The sequence below is a fragment of the Serratia sp. CMO1 genome (genome assembly GCF_015689115.1).
Taxonomy (GTDB): Bacteria; Pseudomonadota; Gammaproteobacteria; order Enterobacterales; family Enterobacteriaceae; genus Serratia; species Serratia marcescens.
In genome coordinates, this window is the sequence record NZ_CP065032.1 from 4,599,168 (window position 1) to 4,618,544 (window position 19,377).

The 19,377-nt window shown below is 60.6% G+C and carries 16 protein-coding genes; 3 read left to right on the top strand and 13 right to left on the bottom strand.

The features are described 5' to 3' along the window. Nucleotides 1-8: 8 nt before the first annotated feature. The 5 genes from glgX to asd form a co-directional block, all read right to left on the bottom strand. Nucleotides 9-1,991 carry a glycogen debranching protein GlgX gene (gene glgX, locus IT763_RS21935; RefSeq protein ID WP_164053191.1) on the bottom strand — a complete coding sequence of 661 codons (1,983 nt, stop codon included), beginning with the start codon at nucleotides 1,989-1,991 and terminating at the stop codon, nucleotides 9-11. Continuing rightward, nucleotides 1,988-4,174 (bottom strand): 1,4-alpha-glucan branching enzyme, encoded by a 2,187-nt coding sequence (glgB, locus tag IT763_RS21940; RefSeq protein ID WP_206195007.1) that lies wholly within the window; start codon nucleotides 4,172-4,174, stop codon nucleotides 1,988-1,990. Before glgB ends, glgX begins: the two co-directional genes overlap by 4 nt. 475 nt (nucleotides 4,175-4,649) lie before the next feature. Beyond that, nucleotides 4,650-4,940 (bottom strand): contact-dependent growth inhibition system immunity protein, encoded by a 291-nt coding sequence (locus IT763_RS21945; protein ID WP_033645311.1) that lies wholly within the window; start codon nucleotides 4,938-4,940, stop codon nucleotides 4,650-4,652. A gap of 8 nt (nucleotides 4,941-4,948) precedes the next feature. Then, the gene (locus IT763_RS21950) at nucleotides 4,949-5,779 is read right to left on the bottom strand and encodes an RNase A-like domain-containing protein (protein ID WP_049300446.1); all 831 of its coding nucleotides are present in this window, start codon (nucleotides 5,777-5,779) and stop codon (nucleotides 4,949-4,951) included. A gap of 157 nt (nucleotides 5,780-5,936) precedes the next feature. Continuing rightward, complete coding sequence (gene asd / locus IT763_RS21955) at nucleotides 5,937-7,040, bottom strand: aspartate-semialdehyde dehydrogenase (protein WP_004930820.1); 1,104 nt, start codon at nucleotides 7,038-7,040, stop codon at nucleotides 5,937-5,939. A 192-nt stretch (nucleotides 7,041-7,232) separates the two neighbouring features. On the opposite strand from asd, the gene IT763_RS21960 reads away from it, so the two are divergent. After that, the gene (locus tag IT763_RS21960; protein ID WP_025159894.1) at nucleotides 7,233-7,826 is read left to right on the top strand and encodes a YhgN family NAAT transporter; all 594 of its coding nucleotides are present in this window, start codon (nucleotides 7,233-7,235) and stop codon (nucleotides 7,824-7,826) included. Nucleotides 7,827-7,856: 30 nt separating this feature from the next. Here IT763_RS21960 and gntK read toward each other — a convergent pair whose 3' ends face one another. The 4 genes from gntK to IT763_RS21980 form a co-directional block, all read right to left on the bottom strand. Beyond that, nucleotides 7,857-8,384 (bottom strand): gluconokinase, encoded by a 528-nt coding sequence (gntK, locus tag IT763_RS21965; protein WP_143778625.1) that lies wholly within the window; start codon nucleotides 8,382-8,384, stop codon nucleotides 7,857-7,859. Nucleotides 8,385-8,485: 101 nt separating this feature from the next. Continuing rightward, nucleotides 8,486-9,802 carry a gluconate transporter gene (gene gntT, locus IT763_RS21970; protein WP_004930830.1) on the bottom strand — a complete coding sequence of 439 codons (1,317 nt, stop codon included), beginning with the start codon at nucleotides 9,800-9,802 and terminating at the stop codon, nucleotides 8,486-8,488. A 340-nt stretch (nucleotides 9,803-10,142) separates the two neighbouring features. Further along, the gene (gene gntR, locus IT763_RS21975) at nucleotides 10,143-11,138 is read right to left on the bottom strand and encodes a gluconate operon transcriptional repressor GntR (RefSeq protein WP_206195008.1); all 996 of its coding nucleotides are present in this window, start codon (nucleotides 11,136-11,138) and stop codon (nucleotides 10,143-10,145) included. 130 nt (nucleotides 11,139-11,268) lie between these two features. Beyond that, on the bottom strand, nucleotides 11,269-11,964 hold the full coding sequence (locus IT763_RS21980; RefSeq protein WP_004930835.1) for a pirin family protein: 696 nt from the start codon (nucleotides 11,962-11,964) through the stop codon (nucleotides 11,269-11,271). A gap of 389 nt (nucleotides 11,965-12,353) precedes the next feature. On the opposite strand from IT763_RS21980, the gene IT763_RS21985 reads away from it, so the two are divergent. Then, nucleotides 12,354-12,869 carry a GNAT family N-acetyltransferase gene (locus IT763_RS21985; RefSeq protein WP_206195009.1) on the top strand — a complete coding sequence of 172 codons (516 nt, stop codon included), beginning with the start codon at nucleotides 12,354-12,356 and terminating at the stop codon, nucleotides 12,867-12,869. Next, entirely contained in the window at nucleotides 12,862-14,040 is a 1,179-nt protein-coding gene (locus IT763_RS21990) for a P1 family peptidase (RefSeq protein ID WP_049300444.1), read from the top strand. Before IT763_RS21985 ends, IT763_RS21990 begins: the two co-directional genes overlap by 8 nt. Before the next feature lie 61 nt (nucleotides 14,041-14,101). Here the strand turns inward: IT763_RS21990 and iolE are convergent, their stop codons facing one another. From iolE to iolD, 4 genes are read right to left on the bottom strand one after another with little or no spacing between them, the layout of a single operon-like run. Continuing rightward, entirely contained in the window at nucleotides 14,102-14,998 is an 897-nt protein-coding gene (gene iolE / locus IT763_RS21995; protein ID WP_016930404.1) for a myo-inosose-2 dehydratase, read from the bottom strand. A gap of 59 nt (nucleotides 14,999-15,057) precedes the next feature. Continuing rightward, nucleotides 15,058-15,942 carry a sugar phosphate isomerase/epimerase family protein gene (locus IT763_RS22000; protein WP_004930845.1) on the bottom strand — a complete coding sequence of 295 codons (885 nt, stop codon included), beginning with the start codon at nucleotides 15,940-15,942 and terminating at the stop codon, nucleotides 15,058-15,060. A gap of 39 nt (nucleotides 15,943-15,981) precedes the next feature. Beyond that, a complete protein-coding gene (locus IT763_RS22005; protein ID WP_016930405.1) occupies nucleotides 15,982-16,995 on the bottom strand; it encodes a Gfo/Idh/MocA family protein in 1,014 nt (337 codons plus the stop codon). Nucleotides 16,996-17,036: 41 nt separating this feature from the next. After that, complete coding sequence (iolD, locus tag IT763_RS22010) at nucleotides 17,037-18,977, bottom strand: 3D-(3,5/4)-trihydroxycyclohexane-1,2-dione acylhydrolase (decyclizing) (protein WP_048796030.1); 1,941 nt, start codon at nucleotides 18,975-18,977, stop codon at nucleotides 17,037-17,039. Between the last annotated feature and the right edge of the window lie 400 nt (nucleotides 18,978-19,377).

Below are 19,377 nucleotides of genomic sequence, written 5' to 3' on the forward strand. Positions count from 1 at the left end.
TCCTTTTATTATTTCCGTACCAGTACGCAAAGCGAGCGCGCGGCCTGGTGCCAGGCGGGCAATACCGCCCGTGAGTCTTCCTGAGTGAAGGGAGCGACAACCTGCCAATCGCCTTCCGGCAATCTCATCTCCGTCGTTTGCGGCGTGGCGTTGACCAGCAGCAGCCAGCGCTGCGACAGCAGGATCTGCATGAGCGGCTCGCCCCGCTCCCACTGCTGCGCGTCGAGCGGCTGGCCTTGCGCGTTCAGCCACTGCACGCTGCCGTCGTCCTGCTGCCACCAGCGGTCCTGCTGCAGCGCGGGGATCTGGCGGCGCAGCGCGATCAGCGCCGCGACGTAATCGGTCAGCGCATCGTCCGCCGTGGCCCAATCGAGCCAGGTGGTGGCGTTGTCCTGACAATAGGCATTGTTGTTCCCCTGCTGGCTGTGTCCCTGTTCATCGCCGGCCAGCAGCATCGGCGTGCCCTGGGACAGCAACAGCGTGGCGAGCATCGCCCGCTGGCTGGCCCTGCGGCGTTGCACAATGGCGTCGTCGGCGACCAGGCCTTCGACGCCGTGGTTGTTGCTGAAATTGCGATCGCTGCCGTCGCGGTTGCCCTCGCCGTTCGGCTGATTGTGTTTCTCGTTGAAGCTGACCACGTCCTGCAGGGTAAACCCGTCATGGGCGGTCAGCATGTTGACGGTGGCGTAAGGCGCCCGCCCGCGCTGGTTGTACAGATCGCTGGAGGCGGCAAAACGCCGGGCGAACTGGCCGAGCGACACGCCGCTCTGCAGCCAGAAACGGCGCATGTCGTCGCGGTAATGGTCGTTCCATTCGGCGAAGCGGCCGGGAAATGCCCCCACCTGATAGCCGCCGGGGCCAATGTCCCAGGGTTCGGCGATCAGCTTGCAGCGCGACAGCAGATCGTCCGCCAGCATCGCCTGGAACAGCGGCGCATCGCGATCGAACCCCGGCGTGCGGCCGAGCACGCTGCCCAGATCGAAGCGGAAGCCGTCGACGTGGCACTCCCGCACCCAAAAATGCAGGCAATCCATCACCCAGGCCACGCCCTGCGGCTGATCCAACCGCAGCGTGTTGCCGCAGCCGGTATCGTTGACATAGTCCCCTTCGGGCGTCAGCCAGTAGTAGCTCAGGTTATCGATGCCGCTCAGCGACAGCATCGGCCCGTCCATATCCAGCTCGGCGCTGTGGTTAAACACCACGTCGAGGATCACCTCGATGCCAGCTTGGTGCAGCGCCTTGACCGCATCGCGGAATTCGTTCAGCGGCGTGGCATCGATGCTCAGGCTGGCGTAGCGGTTGTCCGGCGCATAGGGCGCCAGCACGTTATAGCCCCAATAGTTGATCAGCCCCAACCGCTGCAGGCGCGGTTCGGAGGTATGTTGCTGCACCGGCAACAGTTCCAGCGCGGTGATACCGAGGCGTTTGAAGTGGGCGATCATCGCCGGGTGCCCCAATGCGGCGAAGCTGCCGCGCAGCGCCGGCGGGATCTGCGGGTGCAGCAGCGTCAGACCGCGCACGTGCGCTTCGTAAATCACCGTCTGCCCCCAGGGCGTGGCGGGCGGGCGATCGTCCTGCCAGTCGTACCGTTCGTCCACCACCACGCACTTCGGCATCAGCTCCGCGCTGTCGTGCGGGTCCGGCTGCTCGTAACCGCCGTGGAGGTGCGGGTGATCCGCCACCGGCCCTTCCACCGCGCGCGCGGCCGGATCGAGCGCCAGTTTGTTGGGGTTGAAGCGCTGCCCATTCGCCGGATCAAACGGGCCGTAGACCCGGTAACCGTAACGTTGTCCCGGCTTGCCGCCCGGCAAATAGCCATGCCAGATATCGCCGCTGCGCGCCGGCAGCGGCAGGCGCACTTCGCGCTGCTGGCCGTCGAACAGGCACAGCTCCACCCGTTCGGCGTGCGCCGAGTACAGGGTAAAGTTGATGCCTTCGCCGTCATACTGCGCGCCCAGCGGCGCGGCGAGGCCAGCCGTCAGCTCGGTCATGGCGCCTCCCGCAGCAGGTAAATGGTCGACAATGGCGGCAACGTCACGCTGATAGAGAAATCGCGGCCATGGCTGCCGACCGCTTCGGAAGAGACCCGCCCCTGATTGCCGGCGTTGCTGCCGTGATAGTGGTGCGAATCGGTATTGAGGATCTCGCGATAGTCACCGGCGCGGGAAATGCCGATGCGGTAGCGATAGCGCGGCACCGGGGTAAAGTTGCTGATGGCGATCAGCTCATTGCCCTGCGAATCGTAGCGTGCGAAGGCAAACACCGAGTTGTCGTGATCGTCGACCACCAGCCACTCGAAGCCATCCGGGAAGTAGTCGCGCTCATACAGCGGCGCCTGCTGCCGGTAGCAGTGGTTCAGATCGCGCACCAGCCGCTGCACGCCGTTATGCCAGTTATCCAACCCTTCCAATAAATGCCAGTCGAGGCTGGTATCGAAATTCCACTCGCGCCCCTGCGCGAACTCGCAGCCCATAAACAGCAGCTTTTTGCCCGGATGCGCCCACATAAAACCGTAATAGGCGCGCAGGTTGGCGAACTTCTGCCAGGCGTCGCCCGGCATGCGGTCGAGGATCGATTTTTTACCGTGCACCACTTCATCGTGCGAGATAGGCAACACGAAGTTCTCGGTATAGGCGTACAGCATGCCGAAGGTCATCTGGTTGTGGTGATACTTGCGGTGCACCGGATCGCACTTCATATAATTGAGCGTGTCGTGCATCCAGCCGAGGTTCCATTTGTAATGGAACCCCAGGCCGTTGGCGTCCGGCGGCAGGGTGACGCCGGGATAGTCGGTGGACTCCTCCGCCAACGTCACCGCGCCCGGCTGCGCCTGGCCGATAGTCTGGTTGGTATAACGCAGGAAGGCGATGGCCTCCAGATTCTCGTTGCCGCCGTAGTAATTCGGCACCCACTCGCCGTCGGCGCGGCTGTAATCGCGATAGATCATCGACGCCACCGCATCGACCCGCAGCGCGTCGATGCCGAAGCGCTCCAGCCAATACAGCGCGTTGCCCGCCAGGTAGTTGTGCACCTCGTGGCGACCGTAGTTGTAAATCAGCGTATTCCAGTCCTGATGGTAGCCCTCGCGCGGATCGGCGTATTCGTACAGCGCAGTGCCATCGAAATTCGCCAGGCCGTAGGCGTCGCTCGGGAAGTGCCCCGGCACCCAGTCGAGGATCACGTTGATGCCCGCCTCATGCGCCGCCGCCACAAACGCCCTGAAGTCGGCCGGCGTGCCGAAGCGCCGGGTCGGCGCATACAGCCCCAGCGGCTGATAGCCCCAGCTGCCGTCGAACGGGTGCTCGTTGATCGGCAGCAGCTCGATATGGGTGAATCCCATGCCCTTCACATAATCGATCAGCTGCACTGCCAGCTCGCCGTAGCTGAGCCAGAAGTGGTTGTCAGTGTGGCGGCGCCATGAGCCGATATGCACCTCGTAGATGGCGATCGGCTGGTCAAAATCGTTGGCGCGGCGGCGCGCCGGCGTCGACGGCACCACCTCCGGCAGCGGCGCCACCAGCGAGGCGGTATCCGGGCGCATCTGCGCCTCGAAGGCGTAAGGATCGGCTTTCAACTGAGTATTGCCGTAGCAATCGACGATTTCATATTTGTACAGCTGGCCGGCCTGCACGCCGGGCAAGAACAGCTCCCAGATGCCGTTTTCACGCCGCAGACGCATCGGGTGGCGGCGGCCGTCCCAGAAGTTGAATTCCCCCACCACCGAAACACGCTGGGCGTTGGGCGCCCAGACCGCAAAGCTGACGCCGTCGATGCCATCCAGTGTGACGAGGTGGGCGCCCAGCCGTTCATAGGGGCGCAAATGCGTACCCTCAGCCAATAGCCAACTGTCGATATCCTGCAGCAGCGGGCCGAACCGATAAGGATCGTCGACGATCTGTTGATGATCGCGCCAGCTGACCTGCAGCTGATAGCGGAAAGGATTTTTGCGCCGCGGCACCACCGCGCTGAAGAAACCGCGCGGATCGTCGCAGTTCAGCTGCACCAGCCGCCGGCCGGTTTGCTGTTCCACCAACCAGACTGCGCCGGCGTCCGGCAGCAGCGCGCGCACCTGCAGACCGTTATCGGTCGCATGCATGCCAAGCAGAGCGAAGGGATCGGCGTAATGGCCGGAGATGATCTGATCAATCACGTCACGATCGGGAAGTACAGGCATAGTCTTCTTCCTTAGATTAACAGCATGATCTAAGCACGGCTTGTTGATTATTCCTTGGCCGTTTTGGTCATCATGCAATGCATTCGGACTCTAAAGCGTGATTGCGGTCGGTTATTGACCAATCTTTACTCTGCCGACCTGAATTTCGCTCTTTATGCTTATTTTTTGAAATATTTCAGTCATGGTGAAAAAGTGTTCACCCCTGCGTTAAGCATAGCCAATGTCTGTTAAAAACTGCTCGGCATTGGTGAGGAAAATTCTTCATTAAGAAAACTGCCAGCCTGACGGCATCTGCATGCGGCGGCCGACGAGAAGAGATGCGGGGTACAGCCCAATGAAACGAGGCTTGCGATAACGCTGCCCGACGCGGCGCGCAGCGAACAAAAAGGCGGAAAATAAGGCGTTAGGGGGCTGAAAGCGCTCAGCCCCCAGGAAGTGCGGGTTTACAACAAAGTACAGAAGCAGCAGGTATCGCCTATTCCAAAGCAGAGATCACCTTCTCAAGAAACGATCGCGCTGTGTATCCCCATGGCGCTGGCGCAAACTCCCCATCAGCAAGTTCAGCAACAGCAAGTTCAAGCTGTTGTTCCTCAGGATATTGCGCCAGCAACGCTCGTGCTTCATCGACGGTTTTTCTCACTGTCGCGGTATTTTCCGTCTCCCGATAAGAGGCCAGGATCTCTTCTACAGACTCTCCAAATAAATCATAATCTTGCCCAAAAAAAACACGCACAAGTGTACCGAGATTAGCGACTGAAAAGCCCATAGGGTCCCTTATCTGATAATGGGGTAAGCGGTTAAAATGTAATACGGCTTACCGTTGTAAATTTTCTTTAGCAAGACAACCCGCACGCTGTTGGACGTTAATTGAATTGTGCTTCCTTGCCTGTAGCCAAAACCAACCGCTTTACCCACCTTATGCGTGAGTTCAAGCACGTTGGCCGAAGTAGGCTGTTGCGCCCAGCGCTTAATAAGCGCGTTATTCACTTTCAACGCCCGACTAATCGCGTCTTCAGCAGTACGTAAATCTGTAAATGTCGAGGCTGACTGTAAACCAGGACTCTTTGCCAAGCGCTCCAGCAGCGCTTCTGAACTTTTAGCAACATGCTTAGCAATGGTGTGCCCACCTCCTTTTGCACCGGCTATAGACTCGTGTTCAAGCAATTTTAATTGCCCCACCCGAACGGAAGCCACGCGTACAGCGCCTAAAGCGGTTGCAAACACCAAAGGAACGGCAATATCTACCGTTAAACCGACGTTGTAAGCCATATCTTCGTCGGCCCCCAGACTCTGAGCCAGCAAAACCGCCGACTTGTAAGTGTCTGTAGTCAATGATCGGCCGGTAATAATCTGATTTGATGCGGTTTTTATGCTATCCATGCTATGAGTGCCAACGACCACGCATCCCACTTTGGTTAACAATGTTGGGTCAGGCGCATAGCACATCACCCCAGCCCCAAGAAGTTCGACGACTCCCCCCGCTAAACCCAGTCCACCCATGAGCCGATTACCCCAGGTTTCCCCTTCTGTGACCGTGCTATCCGACATCACGGCCGCTAGCTGCACGGGTGAAAGCGCGACCTGCAATCCTTCGTTGGAAATCATATCCCTATACCTGCGCTATGTTGCCAATGCGCTTATAAATATCACAGGGAAGATTAACTTGTAACCACATTCAGACCATACCGACATGACTCCGCTCATATGAAAAAGCCCGCAATAAGCGGGCTTTGAAATACAACAGATGAACTGGCGAGCGGGTTTACAGCAGGATGCGCAACATGCGTCGCAGCGGCTCGGCCGCGCCCCACAGCAGCTGGTCGCCCACGGTGAACGCCGATAGATACTCCGGCCCCATATTCAGCTTGCGCAGACGGCCGACCGGCGTATTCAGCGTGCCGGTCACCGCCGCCGGCGTCAGTTCGCGCATGGTCAGTTCGCGGTCGTTCGGGATCACGCGCACCCAGTCGTTGTGCGTCGCCAGCATCTGCTCGATTTCCGGCAGCGACACGTCTTTTTTCAGCTTCAGCGTGAACGCCTGGCTGTGGCAGCGCAGCGCGCCGACGCGCACGCACAGACCGTCGACCGGGATCACGCTGGCGGTGTTCAGGATCTTGTTGGTTTCCGCCTGGCCTTTCCACTCTTCGCGGCTCTGGCCGTTGTCGAGCTGCTTGTCGATCCACGGGATCAGGCTGCCGGCCAGCGGCACGCCGAAGTTATCGGTCGGCAGTTTGCCGCTGCGGGTGGCCTCGGTCACCTTGCGTTCGATATCCAGAATCGCGGAGGCCGGGTTCTGCAGCTCTTTCGCCACGTCGGCATGCAGCATGCCCATTTGGGTCAGCAGTTCGCGCATGTGGCGCGCGCCGCCGCCGGAGGCCGCCTGGTAGGTGGCGACCGACGCCCACTCCACCAGATCGTTGGCGAACAGGCCGCCGAGCGACATCAGCATCAGGCTGACGGTGCAGTTGCCGCCGACGAAGGTTTTGATGCCTTTGTCCAGGCCCTGCTGGATCACCGCGTGGTTGACCGGATCCAGGATGATGATGGCGTCGTCCTGCATGCGCAGCGACGAGGCCGCGTCGATCCAGTAACCCTGCCAACCGCTGGCGCGCAGCTTAGGATAAACTTCGTTGGTATAATCGCCGCCCTGACAGGTAATAATGATATCGAGCGCGCTCAGCGCGTCGATGTCATACGCATCCTGCAGCGTGCCTTGCTGGCCGCCAAAGGCCGGCGCGGCGGAACCGTGCTGCGAGGTGGAGAAAAAGACCGGGCGAATGGCGTCGAAATCGCGCTCTTCCGTCATGCGTTGCATGAGAACCGAGCCGACCATTCCGCGCCAACCGATGAAACCAACGTTTTTCATAATATCTGTGTCCCGCCCGGATAAGGGCTTATTAGGTGATAACGAGTTGTGTGCAATATCTCCTCACCTTACAAAATGTCGGCGCGGGCGCAAAGTGAATTTATTCGATGGCTGGGGATTTCTCAGCAATCCTTCTTATAGGCAAGGACGCGGCCGGAAAGGCCGAGGCGTTTTCACGATCACGAGGTCACCATGACAGAGATGATTTCCGCTACGGTATTGCTGTTTTTAATTATGGATCCGCTGGGCAACCTGCCGATTTTCATGTCGGTGCTCAAGCACCTGGAACCGCGCCGCCGCCGCGTGGTGTTGATCCGCGAGCTGCTGATCGCCCTGCTGCTGATGCTGATCTTTCTGTTCGCCGGCGAGAAAATTCTGGCGTTCCTCAACCTGCGTACCGAAACCGTCTCCATTTCCGGCGGCATCATCCTGTTTCTGATCGCCATCAAGATGATCTTTCCCTCGCAGGAGGGAAATAGCTCCGGGCTGTCCGCCGGCGAGGAGCCGTTCCTGGTGCCGCTGGCGATCCCGCTGGTGGCCGGGCCGTCGATTCTGGCTGCATTGATGCTGCTATCGCACCAATACCCGCATCAGTTGCCCCATCTGGTGGCGGCGCTGCTGATCGCCTGGGGTCTCTCTGCGGCCATTTTGCTGATGTCGAACCTGTTCCTGCGCCTGCTGGGCAGCAAAGGCGTCAGCGCGCTGGAGCGGTTGATGGGGCTGATTCTGGTGATGCTGTCGACCCAGATGTTCTTGGATGGCGTGCGGGCTTACATGAAGCTGTAGGCGCCTGGCGGCGCCGACAACGGTCCGCGCTTAGCGGGCGGTAACGCGGCGAATATGGGCGAGCGTATCGGCGACCACGCCGTCCAACGGCTGGTTGATGTCGATCGCTTGCACATCCGGTTCCTGCTCGCCCGGCTCTTCCAGCGTGGCGAACTGGGAAATCAACATCTGCGGCTTGAAGAAGTGGCCCTTGCGTTGCTTCAGACGCTCCTCGATCACCGACTGGTCGCCTTTCAGATACAGGAAATGCAGGTTGAGATTGCCGTCGCGCAGGCGATCGCGATAGCTTTTCTTCAGCGCCGAGCACACCAGCAGCGACACGTCGTTGGTGCGCTGCATGGCGAAGATGGCGTCGTTCAGAGCCGCCAGCCACGGCGCGCGATCGTTGTCGTCCAACGCATGCCCGGAGGACATTTTGATGATGTTGGCGCGCGGGTGCAGGTAGTCACCATCCAGCATGGCGGCGTTGGCCTGGTGAGCGACAGCGCTGGCCACGGCGGATTTGCCGCTGCCGGAAACGCCCATCAAAACAAATACGTGATTCTGCGGATTACTCATTGTGTCATGCCCTTATGGGAACTGGCGCGAGCGCGCCAAATGCGTCCCAACTGATAAAGATACTCTGGAACGCCGACGCCCCGCAGGGCGCCGGATAAAGATTATACGACCGTCGCCAGCAGCAGACAGCCCACCAGGCCGCACACCGAGATAATGGTTTCCAACACCGACCAGGATTTGATGGTTTCCATGATGCTCAGGTTGAAGTACTCCTTGAACAGCCAGAAGCCCGGATCGTTGACGTGCGAGAAGATGACGCTGCCGGAACCGACCGCAATCACCATCAGCTCAGGGCTGACGCCGGTGGTGGCGATCAGCGGCGCCACGATGCCGCCGGCGGTGATCGCCGCCACGGTGGCGGAACCCAGCGCCAGACGCAGCGCAGCAGCGATCGACCAGGCCATCAGGATCGGCGAAACGTTGCTGCCTTCCATCAGGCCGGCGATGTACTTCTCAACGCCGCTGTCCACCAGCACCTGCTTGAAGGCGCCGCCGCCGCCAATGATCAACAGCATCATGGCGATGATTTTAATCGAGTCGGTGATGGTGCCCATCACTTCATCCATGGTACGGCCACGGTTCAGGCCGAAGGTGAAGATGGCGATCAGCACGGCGATCAGGGTGGCCATCACCGGGTCGCCGAAGAACTCGGCGAAGCGCAGCAGGCTGTGGCCCTTCGGCAGCACCATTTCAGCGACCGCGCGCAGCGCCATCAGGATCACCGGCACCAGCGACGTGGCGACGCTGACGCCAAAGCTTGGCATCTCCGCGTCGGTAAAGGTTTTCGGGTTGTACAGGCCTTCCGGCACCGGCTTGTCAATGCCTTTCAGGAAGCGGGCGTAGACCGGGCCAGCCAGGATCACCGTCGGGATCGCCAGCAGCGTGCCGTACAGCAGGGTTTTACCCATGTCAGCATGGAAGATGGTAGCGATGGCGGTCGGGCCTGGGTGCGGCGGCAGGAAGCCGTGAGTCACCGACAGCGCGGCGGCCATCGGCACGCCGACGTAAAGCAGCGGAATGCGCGCGGAGGCGGCGATGGTGAACACCAGCGGCAGCAGCAGCACGAAGCCCACTTCGTAGAACAGCGCGAAGCCGACGGTGAAACCGGTCAGCACCACCGCCCATTGAATGTGTTTTCTACCGAACTTGTCGATCAGCGTGGTGGCGATGCGCTGTGCGCCGCCGCAGTCCGCCAGCAGCTTGCCGAGCATGGCGCCGAAGCCCATGATCAGCGCCAGGCTGCCCAGCGTGCCGCCCACGCCGGCCTTGATGGAGCCGATGACCTTATCGACCGGCATACCCTGTGCAATCCCGACCGCCAGGGCAACCAGAACCAGAGAGATAAAGCCGTTCAGCTTGAAGCGGATCATCAGCAGCAGCAGCAGCGCTACGCCGCCTGCAACAATCACTAATGGCATAGTTTTTCTCCAACCTTTTATCGCGACTCTCTTTACGATAGGCGTAAAGCGTGCGGTTGTTTTATTTTTAGGCTCTTTCCCGGTGTTTAAGAAGAGCTGTAGGTGTTGTTGAGTCAGAGGTTCAGTCTTGCAGCAAGATGACCGCGCACTCGTTGTTACCGGTATCATGATACCGGTAACAACGAGTGCGCCGGAACCGGGTAACCGGCTAAAATTCGCGTTCTGGGACAGAGATCAAACTTATGTCGGCAACGAGCTGCGGGCTTACAGGCGGGATAACCAGCGCGCCTCAGGGCGCGCTGCAAAAAGAAAGGGTGTTAAAACAGAACGTTAAAATGGCTCAGATACTGCCGCCGGGGATCACGGTGAAACCGACGTCCACCATGCGCGGGCACACCGTTTCGCCGCGCAGCCGGGCCAGCAAGCGCTCGGCGCCGATCTGCCCCATGCGTTCACGCGGCGTCAGCACGCTGGCCAGCTTCGGCACCATCACCTGGCCGATGTCATGGCCGTGGAAGCCAGCGATCGCCATCTCCTGCGGGATCGACAGCCCCTGCCGCTGGCATTCGAAGGCCGCGCCGATCGCCAGGTCATCGTTGGTGCAGAAGATACTGTCGATCTGCGGATAGTCACGCTGCGCCTGGCGCAACAGCTCCCCGCCGGCGGAATAAGAGGAAGAACGCACGGTCATGATGCTGTACGGCTCCAGGCCGGATTCACGCATCGCCTGCTCATACCCCTGCTGCTTGATAATAGTACGCTCATCCTGGCGAGCGCCGAAATAGACTACGTGACGGTGGCCGTGCGCGATGATCTGCTGGGTCATCTGGCGCGCCGCCTCGAAGTTGTTGAAGCCCACCGCCAGATCGATGCACGGCGAGACGCAGTCCATCAGTTCCACCACCGGAATGCCCGCCACCTCGATCATCTTCAGGGTGCGCGGCGTATGGTGGCGCTCAGACAGGATCAGGCCGTCGATATTGTAAGAAAGCAGCGAAGTCAGACGCTCTTCTTCACGCTCCGGCAGGTAACCATAGTGCGCCAGCATGGTCTGGTAGTTGTGCGCGTCGGTGACGCTTTCGATGCCGCGCAGCACTTCGGCGAACACCTGGTTGGTCAGCGACGGCAACAGCACGCCAATCGCCCGGCTGGTGGCGTTGGAGAGGATGTCCGGCGCGCGGTTGGGGATGTAGCCCAGCTCATCCAGCGCGACGGCGATTTTTTGCTGCAGGGCGGCAGAAACCTGGTCGGGATTGCGCAGATAACGGCTCACCGTCATCTTGGTCACGCCCACCTTGTCCGCCACATCCTGGAGTACCGGCCGTTTTTTCTTCATTATCAATGAACTGACTAACCGTGAATGGGCAGCCATTTTAGCAAAAAAAACGGCGGGCCGATATTGTCGGTTATGCGACGGCCAACGCAAAAAGGGCTCACGCCGTGAGCCCTTGAAATTTACCGCTTAATCACACCGGCGGCAGATCGAATAGCAGGATTTCGCTCTCTTCGTCGGCTTGAATGGTCAGCGCCGATTCATCCCACACCGCGAACGCGTCACTGATGCCGGCGGTCTGGCCGTTGACCGAGACCTTGCCGCGCACCACCTGGATCCAAACGCGGCGGCCGGCGGCGATCGGGCATTCCCCCTGCTCGCCTTTATTCAGCGCCCAACGCGACAGCGTCATATCCTGGAACACCTTCAGCGAACCGTCGCGCGCATCCGGCGACAGCACCAGCTGACGGCCCTGCGGCGCATCAAACATGCGCTGCTCGTAGCGCGGCTCCAGCCCGACCTGATCCGGAATGATCCAAATCTGGTACAGGTGCAACGGGCGATCCTGATTGGCATTGTACTCGGAGTGACGCACCCCGGTGCCCGCGCTCATGATCTGGAATTCGCCGGCCTGGATCTGCTCCTTGTTGCCCATGCTGTCCTGGTGTTCCACCGTGCCGCTCAGCACGTAGGTCAGGATTTCCATGTCTTTATGCGGGTGAGTACCGAAACCCTGCCCTGCGTCGATCACATCTTCGTTGATCACTCGCAGCGCCGAGAACCCCATAAAGTTCGGATCGTAATAATCGGCAAATGAGAAGGTGTGCCAGCTATCCAGCCAGCCATGATTGGCGTGGCCGCGGTCTTCCGCTTTACGTACATAAATCATTTTCAACTCTCCTCAATGTTTTTTTACAGTCTAGTCCTGCCAGCAGAATAAGAAAGCGTAAAAAACTCATGCCTCTGTTCAAAAATTTCGATGGAATGAAACAGCGAATGGGCAGCGGATTTGTTGAAAGCGGAACCGGCTGAAAAAGGGCAAAAAAAAAGCCAGCACCCGAGCTGGCTAAGTAAACACTGGAAGCAATGTGAGCAATGTCGTGCCTTCGCAGCGAGAGTATCAAGGGTTGATGCCCTCCCCGGAACGCATCGCAATAATAATCATTATCATTCGCACCTGTAAAGCGTTTTTTTTGACCCGTTGAAATAATATTGACTCAAGGCAGTAAACGGATAAATTCAGAGGTTATTCAACCGGTAAGCAAAAGGAGCAGCGAGATGAGCGAGATCGCGATACGCCACGTGGAAACATCGGATGCGCAGGCCCTGCATCATCTTTATTCTCAGATGCCCGTCTACCGCGATACGCTGCACCTACCGCTACCGACCGTCGACCTGTGGCATAAACGCCTCGCCAATCCCGAACCGGGCACGCATAACCTGGCGGCCTTCGTTGACAGACAGCTTGTCGGTCAGTTAGCCGTGATGCTGAATCAGCGCGTGCGCCGCCGCCACGTGGCCACCTTCGGCATCGGCGTCGATCCGCGCTACCACGGTAAAGGCGTCGGCAGCCGCCTGATGCAGGCGATGATCGACCTGTGCGACAACTGGGCGGCCATCGAGCGCATCGAACTGACGGTGTTTACCGACAACCCGGCGGCCATCGCGCTGTATCGCAAGTTCGGTTTTGAGATTGAAGGCACCAGCCGCGCTTTCGCCATGCGCGACGGCGTGCTGGTCGATGCCTACCATATGGCGCGTTTTCGCTCCGGGCAGCCGCGCGCCGATGCGTGATATCATCCCCCCGCAGGGGCCGCTGCGCCGGCCCCTGAATATCAACCGCCGAACCTTTTTACACGCGCTGGCCGGCCTGACCGCCGCCGGCATGTTCCCCCCCTTCACCCCATTAGGTGCCGCTATGCCAACTTCCGCCGCCGGGCGCCCTGGCGCCCGCAACCTGATTACCGATGTACCCGGCCTGAAGGTCGGCGTGGCGCAGGACAGCCGGGTGCGCACCGGCGCGACGGTGATCCTGCCGGACGGCCCGGCGATTGCCGCCGTGGACGTGCGCGGCGGCGGCCCCGCCACCCGTGAAACCGACGCGCTGGGTGAGGACAATTTGGTACAGACCATCGATGCGCTGACGTTCAGCGGCGGTTCGGTATACGGCCTGGCGGCGGCGGACGGCGTCGCGGCCTGGCTCGGGCTACAAGGCAGAGGCTATGCGCTGCGGCCGGCTCCCGGCGTGCCGGTCTCACCTATCGTGCCCACCGCCTGCCTGTACGACCTGGCCAACGGCGGCGATAAAAACTGGCAGCTCACGCCGCCGTATCGCCAACTGGGCATCGACGCGGTCGGCAAGGCCGGCCTGGACTTTCCACTGGGCACCGTCGGCGCCGGCTACGGCGCCATGACCGGCATGGGCAAGCTGAAAGGCGGGCTCGGTTCGGCATCGATCGTTGCCGCCAATGGCGCTACCGTCGGCGCACTGGTGGCGGTCAACAGCCTGGGTGCGGTGGTAGCGCCCGGCACCCGCGCCTTCTGGGCGACGCCCTATGAAATCGATGGTGAATTCGGCAACGGCGGCGCGGCGGCTCTGGCGCAGCTGCGCGCGCAGGGCGAAGACGGGATGGTGCCAGAGCCGCAGGGCGGCAGAAAGAACACCACCCTGGCCTGCATCGCCACCGACCTGGCGCTGACGCGGGTGGAGTTGAAACGGGTGGCCATCATGGCGCAAGACGGCATGGCGCGCGCCATCCGCCCGCTGCACAGCCCGTTTGACGGCGACGTGGTGTTCGCCCTGTCCACCGGGCAGCGCGAGGTGCAGGGCAGCCGTGAACTGGCGGTGCTGCAGATCGGCGCGCTGGCGGCGGACACCCTCGCTCGGGCGATCGCCCGTGGCGTATACGCCGCCACCCCGTGGCCGGGCAGCCAGGTCACAACCTGGCAAACGCTCGGCGGCTAACGCACCGCCATCAAAAAAGGGGCGCCGGCGGCGCCCCTCGATCTCTATTGCCCCTCGCCGCCTAAATGCCGGCGGTTTCCCGAATATAACGGCGCGCCTTCACCGCATACTCGAACGGGTTGGCCAGCGCCGGATCCTGCTCGGCCTCCACCACCATCCACCCTTTGTAACCGCGCTCGTCCAGCAGCTTGAACACCGGTCTGAAATCGATCACGCCATCACCCGGCACGGTGAAGGTGCCCTTCTTCACGCCATCGAGGAAACTCAGCTTGTTGGCCTTCACTTCCGCCACCACCTCATCGCGCACGTCCTTCAGGTGGACATGGTTGATGCGCGGCAGATACTTCTCCAGGATCGCCATCATCGCCTGTTGACTGCCTTCCGAATAGTAGGCGTGGCCGGTATCGAACAGCAGATAAACGTCGTCGTTGACCATGCTCATGTAGCGATCGATTTCGGCCGTGGTCTGAATGCCGGTGCCCATGTGGTGGTGCAGGCACACCTGCATGCCTTTATCGGCGGCGATCTTCGCCAACTCGTTGTAACCGTCAGCCACCCGCCGCCACTCTTCATCGCTGAAATACGGCTTCTCTTCGAACACGCCTTTGGTGGTGCCCTGAATGCTCTTGCTCTGCTCGGAACAGCCGATCACCCTGGCGCCCATGGCATGCAGGAAATTCATGTGGTTGATAAATTCATCAATGGTTTTGTCTTTCTGGCCGTCGGCGAAAAAGGTGCTGAACCAGGCGTTGCAGATCTGGATGCCGCGAATATCCAGCATCGGTTTCAGCACCGCCGGATCGCGCGGGTATTTGCTGCCCACTTCGCTGCCGGTGAAACCGGCCAGCGCCATTTCACTGACGCACTGCTGGAAGGTGTTTTCCTTGCCCAAATCGGGCATGTCATCGTTGGTCCAGCCGATCGGCGCAATGGCCAATTTCACGTTGTCTTTATTCATGGTTTGCCTCGGTCCTTACAGGGCCGCCGGTACAAACGCCGCCGGCGAGCCGAATCAGATTATTTGCCCAACAGCTCTCTTTCGATGCGTTCTCTGGTCGCCACCGCCTGGCTCGGCATCTTTTCCGGGTAGCCGAACAGCGAGGTGCAGATGATCGATTCGCCGCCGACCTTGAAGCTGCGGTTGGCGAATTCCATGTCGCGCAGCGTCTGGAACAGAGCGTCGAAATTCACTTCGCCTTCGCCGATGCCGACGTGCTGGTGCACCGCGGCGTCAACGCCTGGCGGGTTGACGATATAACGGCAATGCTTGGTGTGATTCATGGTGTCGGCGATCAGCACGTGGGAAAGATCGTCCCCGGCGTACTGCAGCATGCCGGCTACGTCACCCTGTCCCTTGTCGTAGTAGAAGGTGTGCGGCACGCTGTAGAGGTATTTGACGTGGTCGCTGCGCAGCGACTTCACCAGATCGGCGGTTTCGTTGCTCAGCTCGCAGAAGTCCCACGGGTGCGACTGGATCTCCATACGAATACCCTCGCGCTCAACGATCGGCAGCAGCTCCTCCATCGAGCGATACCACAGCTCCTCGCAGATCTCCGGTTCGTTGGGGTTGCCGGCCAGTTCGGTGTTGATCACCTGCACGCCCATTTCCACCGCGATTTCGATCATCCGCCGCCAGTTTTTGACCGCCGCCTGGCGGCGATCTTCCCCCGGCCCGGACCAGCGATACACCACGATAAATGAGGAGATCTCCACGCCGGTCGCTTTCAGGGCGTTTTTATACTCCGCCATGATTTCGCGGCTGGCCTTCGGATGTTTGTAAAACGGGTTGATCTGCGGGTGCGGCGACTGCTCGATGTATTTGTAGCCCCAGTCCGCCACCTGCTGAACCATTTTGGTGACGCCCAAATCCCGGATAACGTCGACATCAAAAGCGATCTTCATGGTCACTCCTCTACAATCATGGGTACGCGCTGCGAGCGGTTATTTGCCGTAAAACGCCGGGCGCGCCGGCAGGGTCACCGGCACGATCTCGCCGCTGAGCTGGGCGGCCACGCAGGCGTCGGCGGTCACGGCGGCGGCGTAGCCGTCCCAGGCGGAAGGGCCGGTCAATTTGCCCGCGGCCACGTCGTTGATGAACCCCTGCAGCTCGACGTCATAGGCGTCGATAAAGCGATCCTTCCAGTCGGTCAGGATTTCGGTCGACAGGCGGGCGCCGCTGCGCATCTGCACCGAGGACGGCTCCGGCAGTTTGGCGATGCCGGTTTCCCCTACCACTTCACACTGAATGTCATAGCCGTACTGGCAGTTGACGAAGATTTCGACGTCGATGCGCGTCCCTTTGGCGGTTTCAAACAGCACAATTTGCGGATCTTTCAGGTGCGGGAACGCCTTCGGGCTCTTGCGCGGGAACACCACCTGCACCGACACATAGTCGTCGTCGAGCAGCCAGCGCAGCACGTCGATTTCGTGGATCAGGGTGTCGGTGATCGCCATATCGGTGGTGTAGGCCTCGCCGACCGTCGGATTGCGGTGCGCGCAGTGCAGCATCAGCGGCTCGCCGATCTGGCCGCTGGTCAGCACCTGTTTCAACGCGCGATAGCCCTGGTCATAGGGGCGCATAAAGCCGACCTGCACCAGCCGCTTGCCGTGCTTCGCTTCGGCGTCGACGATGTTTCTGCAGCCCTGCGCGGTCACCGCCAGCGGCTTCTCGCAGAATACCGGTTTGCCGGCGGCGATGGCCGCCAGCACGAACTCTTCATGACTCGGCCCCCAGGAGGTGACCAGCACCGCCTGCACGTCGGCGGCCTTGATCAGATCGTGGCCGTTGTCATACACCCGCGCATCCAGCTGCAGATCGCTCACCACCTTGGCGGCGTTGTCGCGATTGATGTCGTTCACCGCCACGACGCGGGCGCCCTGCAAAACTTTGCTGCAGCGACGGATATGATCGCGGCCGATGGCGCCGGTGCCGATAACCCCAATGTTCAATGTCATTTTCGCTACCCTCTGGAAAGTGTGTTGTGTTCGAAAACGAATCAGTAATCGCGCGCCTTATCGATGTTTTCCTGCAGCTTGCGCGCCACTTCGACGATTTTCTCGCTGTCGGCCACCTGAGCGCCGCCCACGCGCCACCAGCTGAGATATTTGTGCACCATGGTCTTCGGCAGCACCTTGATGTCGAGCAGCGTGGACACGGTCTGCCTGCGGGCGTCGGCCAGCGCATCGAGCAGCTGCTGCTCGGTGGTGACGCGATAGGTTTTGCAGCCGTAAGCCGCCGCCAGCATGGCGAAATCGACCGGCACCAGTTTGCCGTCGAGCTTGCCGCCCTCTGGATTGCGGAAGCGGAATTCGGTGGTGTAACTGTCCATGCCATGTTCCATCTGCAGGTTGTTGATGCAGCCGTTGGTCATGTTGTCGAACAGCACCACGTTGATCTTGCAGCCTTCCTGAATCGAGGTGACCAGCTCGGAATGCAGCATCATGAACGCGCCGTCACCCACCATCGCGTACACCTCACGCTGCGGCTCGGCCAGCTTGACCCCCAATGCGGCGTTCACCTCGTACCCCATGCAGGAGTAGCCGTATTCCACGTGGTAACCGTGCTCGCCGCGGTTGTGCCACACCCGCTGCAGGTCGCCCGGCAGGCTGCCGGCGGCGGCGACGATCACGCTGTCCGGGGGCAGTTCGCGGTTCAGCACCCCCAGCACCCGGCTTTGCGTCATCGCCGAGTCGGTCTGAGCGATAAATTCGGCAAACACCCGCTCGCGATCGAGGTGATCGTCGATCTCCGGCACAAAGCCTGCGCCGCTGTATTCCACCGCGTAAACCCGCTCGGTCTCTTCATGCTGCGCGCTGCGCGCCGCGGCGATGGCGTCGCCCCAGCCGGCGCGATAATCGGCCTGCGCCAGCCGTGCGCCCAGTTCGCTCAGCGCCTCGCGGGCGTCCGCCAGCACCTGCACGCCGTCAAGCTTGCCGGCGTCGAAGGCGCTGACGTTGACGTTGAGGAAGCTGACGCTCGGATGTTGGAACAGCCATTTGGACGAGGTGGTGAAATCGGTGTAGCGGGTGCCGACGCCGATCACCAAATCGGCCTGTCGGGCCAGCGTGTTGGCCGCCAGGCAGCCGGTTTCGCCGATGCCGCCGAGGTTGAATTCATGGTCGCTCGGCACCGCGCCTTTGCCGGCCTGGGTCTCGGCGAACGGAATGCCGAAGCGCTCGGCGAATTCGCGCAGCGCCCGCCCGGCCTGCGAGTATTTCACGCCGCCGCCGCACACCAGCAGCGGTTTGCGTTTGGCCGTCAGCAGCGCCAAGGCGTCCGCCAACATGCCCTCGGTCGCCGGGCGGCGATCGAGCCGATGCACGCGTTTTTGGAAGAAATAGTCGGGATAGTCGTAGGCTTCACCCTGCACGTCCTGCGGCAGACACAGCGTCACCGCGCCGGTTTCCGCCGGATCGGTCAACACGCGCATCGCATTGATGCAGGCGCTCATCAGCTGTTCCGGGCGCACGATGCGATCCCAGTATTTGCTCACCGCACGGAACGCGTCGTTGGTGCTGATGCTGAGATCGTAAGACTGTTCGATTTGCTGCAACACCGGATCCGGCTGGCGAGAAGCGTAAACGTCGCCCGGCAGCAGCAATAAAGGGATGCGGTTAGCGGTGGCGGTGGCGGCGGCGGTGATCATATTGGCGGCGCCGGGGCCGACCGATGAGGTGCAGGCGTAAATTTGCCGACGCAGCTTCTGTTTGGCGAAGCCGATCGCCGCATGGGCCATCCCCTGCTCGTTGCGGCCCTGGTGCACCCGCAGATCGCCGCTATCCTGTTCCAGCGCCTGCCCCAGCCCCAGCACGTTGCCGTGGCCGAAAATCGCGAAAATGCCCGCGACGAATTTGGTTTCCACGCCGTCGGCCAGCAGATACTGGTTATCGAGAAATCTGACGAGCGCCTGCGCCATGGTTAACCTGATCTTGCCCATTTACTCACCCTTTAGATTGAGGGCCGCCCCGGAAAGCGCTCATGCCGAGCCGACAATCCCGTGTTTGTGTTACGCGGCGGCAGCTATTATCTTGAGCAGACGATGCCCGCGCTGCTCACGAAGTCGACAACCTGAAACGTGAAGCGATTATAAACAAATATATTTTTCATAAAATCACATTACAGAAGAAACATTTCATTTTGCGATAAAGATCGCATATTACATGAAAAGCGCGTTTCATCTCGTGGTTCAGCCTTCATGGGCTTCGTGCCGCGCACCGGCCGATAAAAGTCGTTGGCACATAGGCTGACAGCCTTTTACCCTGCCCTCACCCCCCTTTTATGTACGGCTCCGGCGGCCCTTATCCAGCCGGTTCACCGCCTTTTCCCACGCCTCTGTC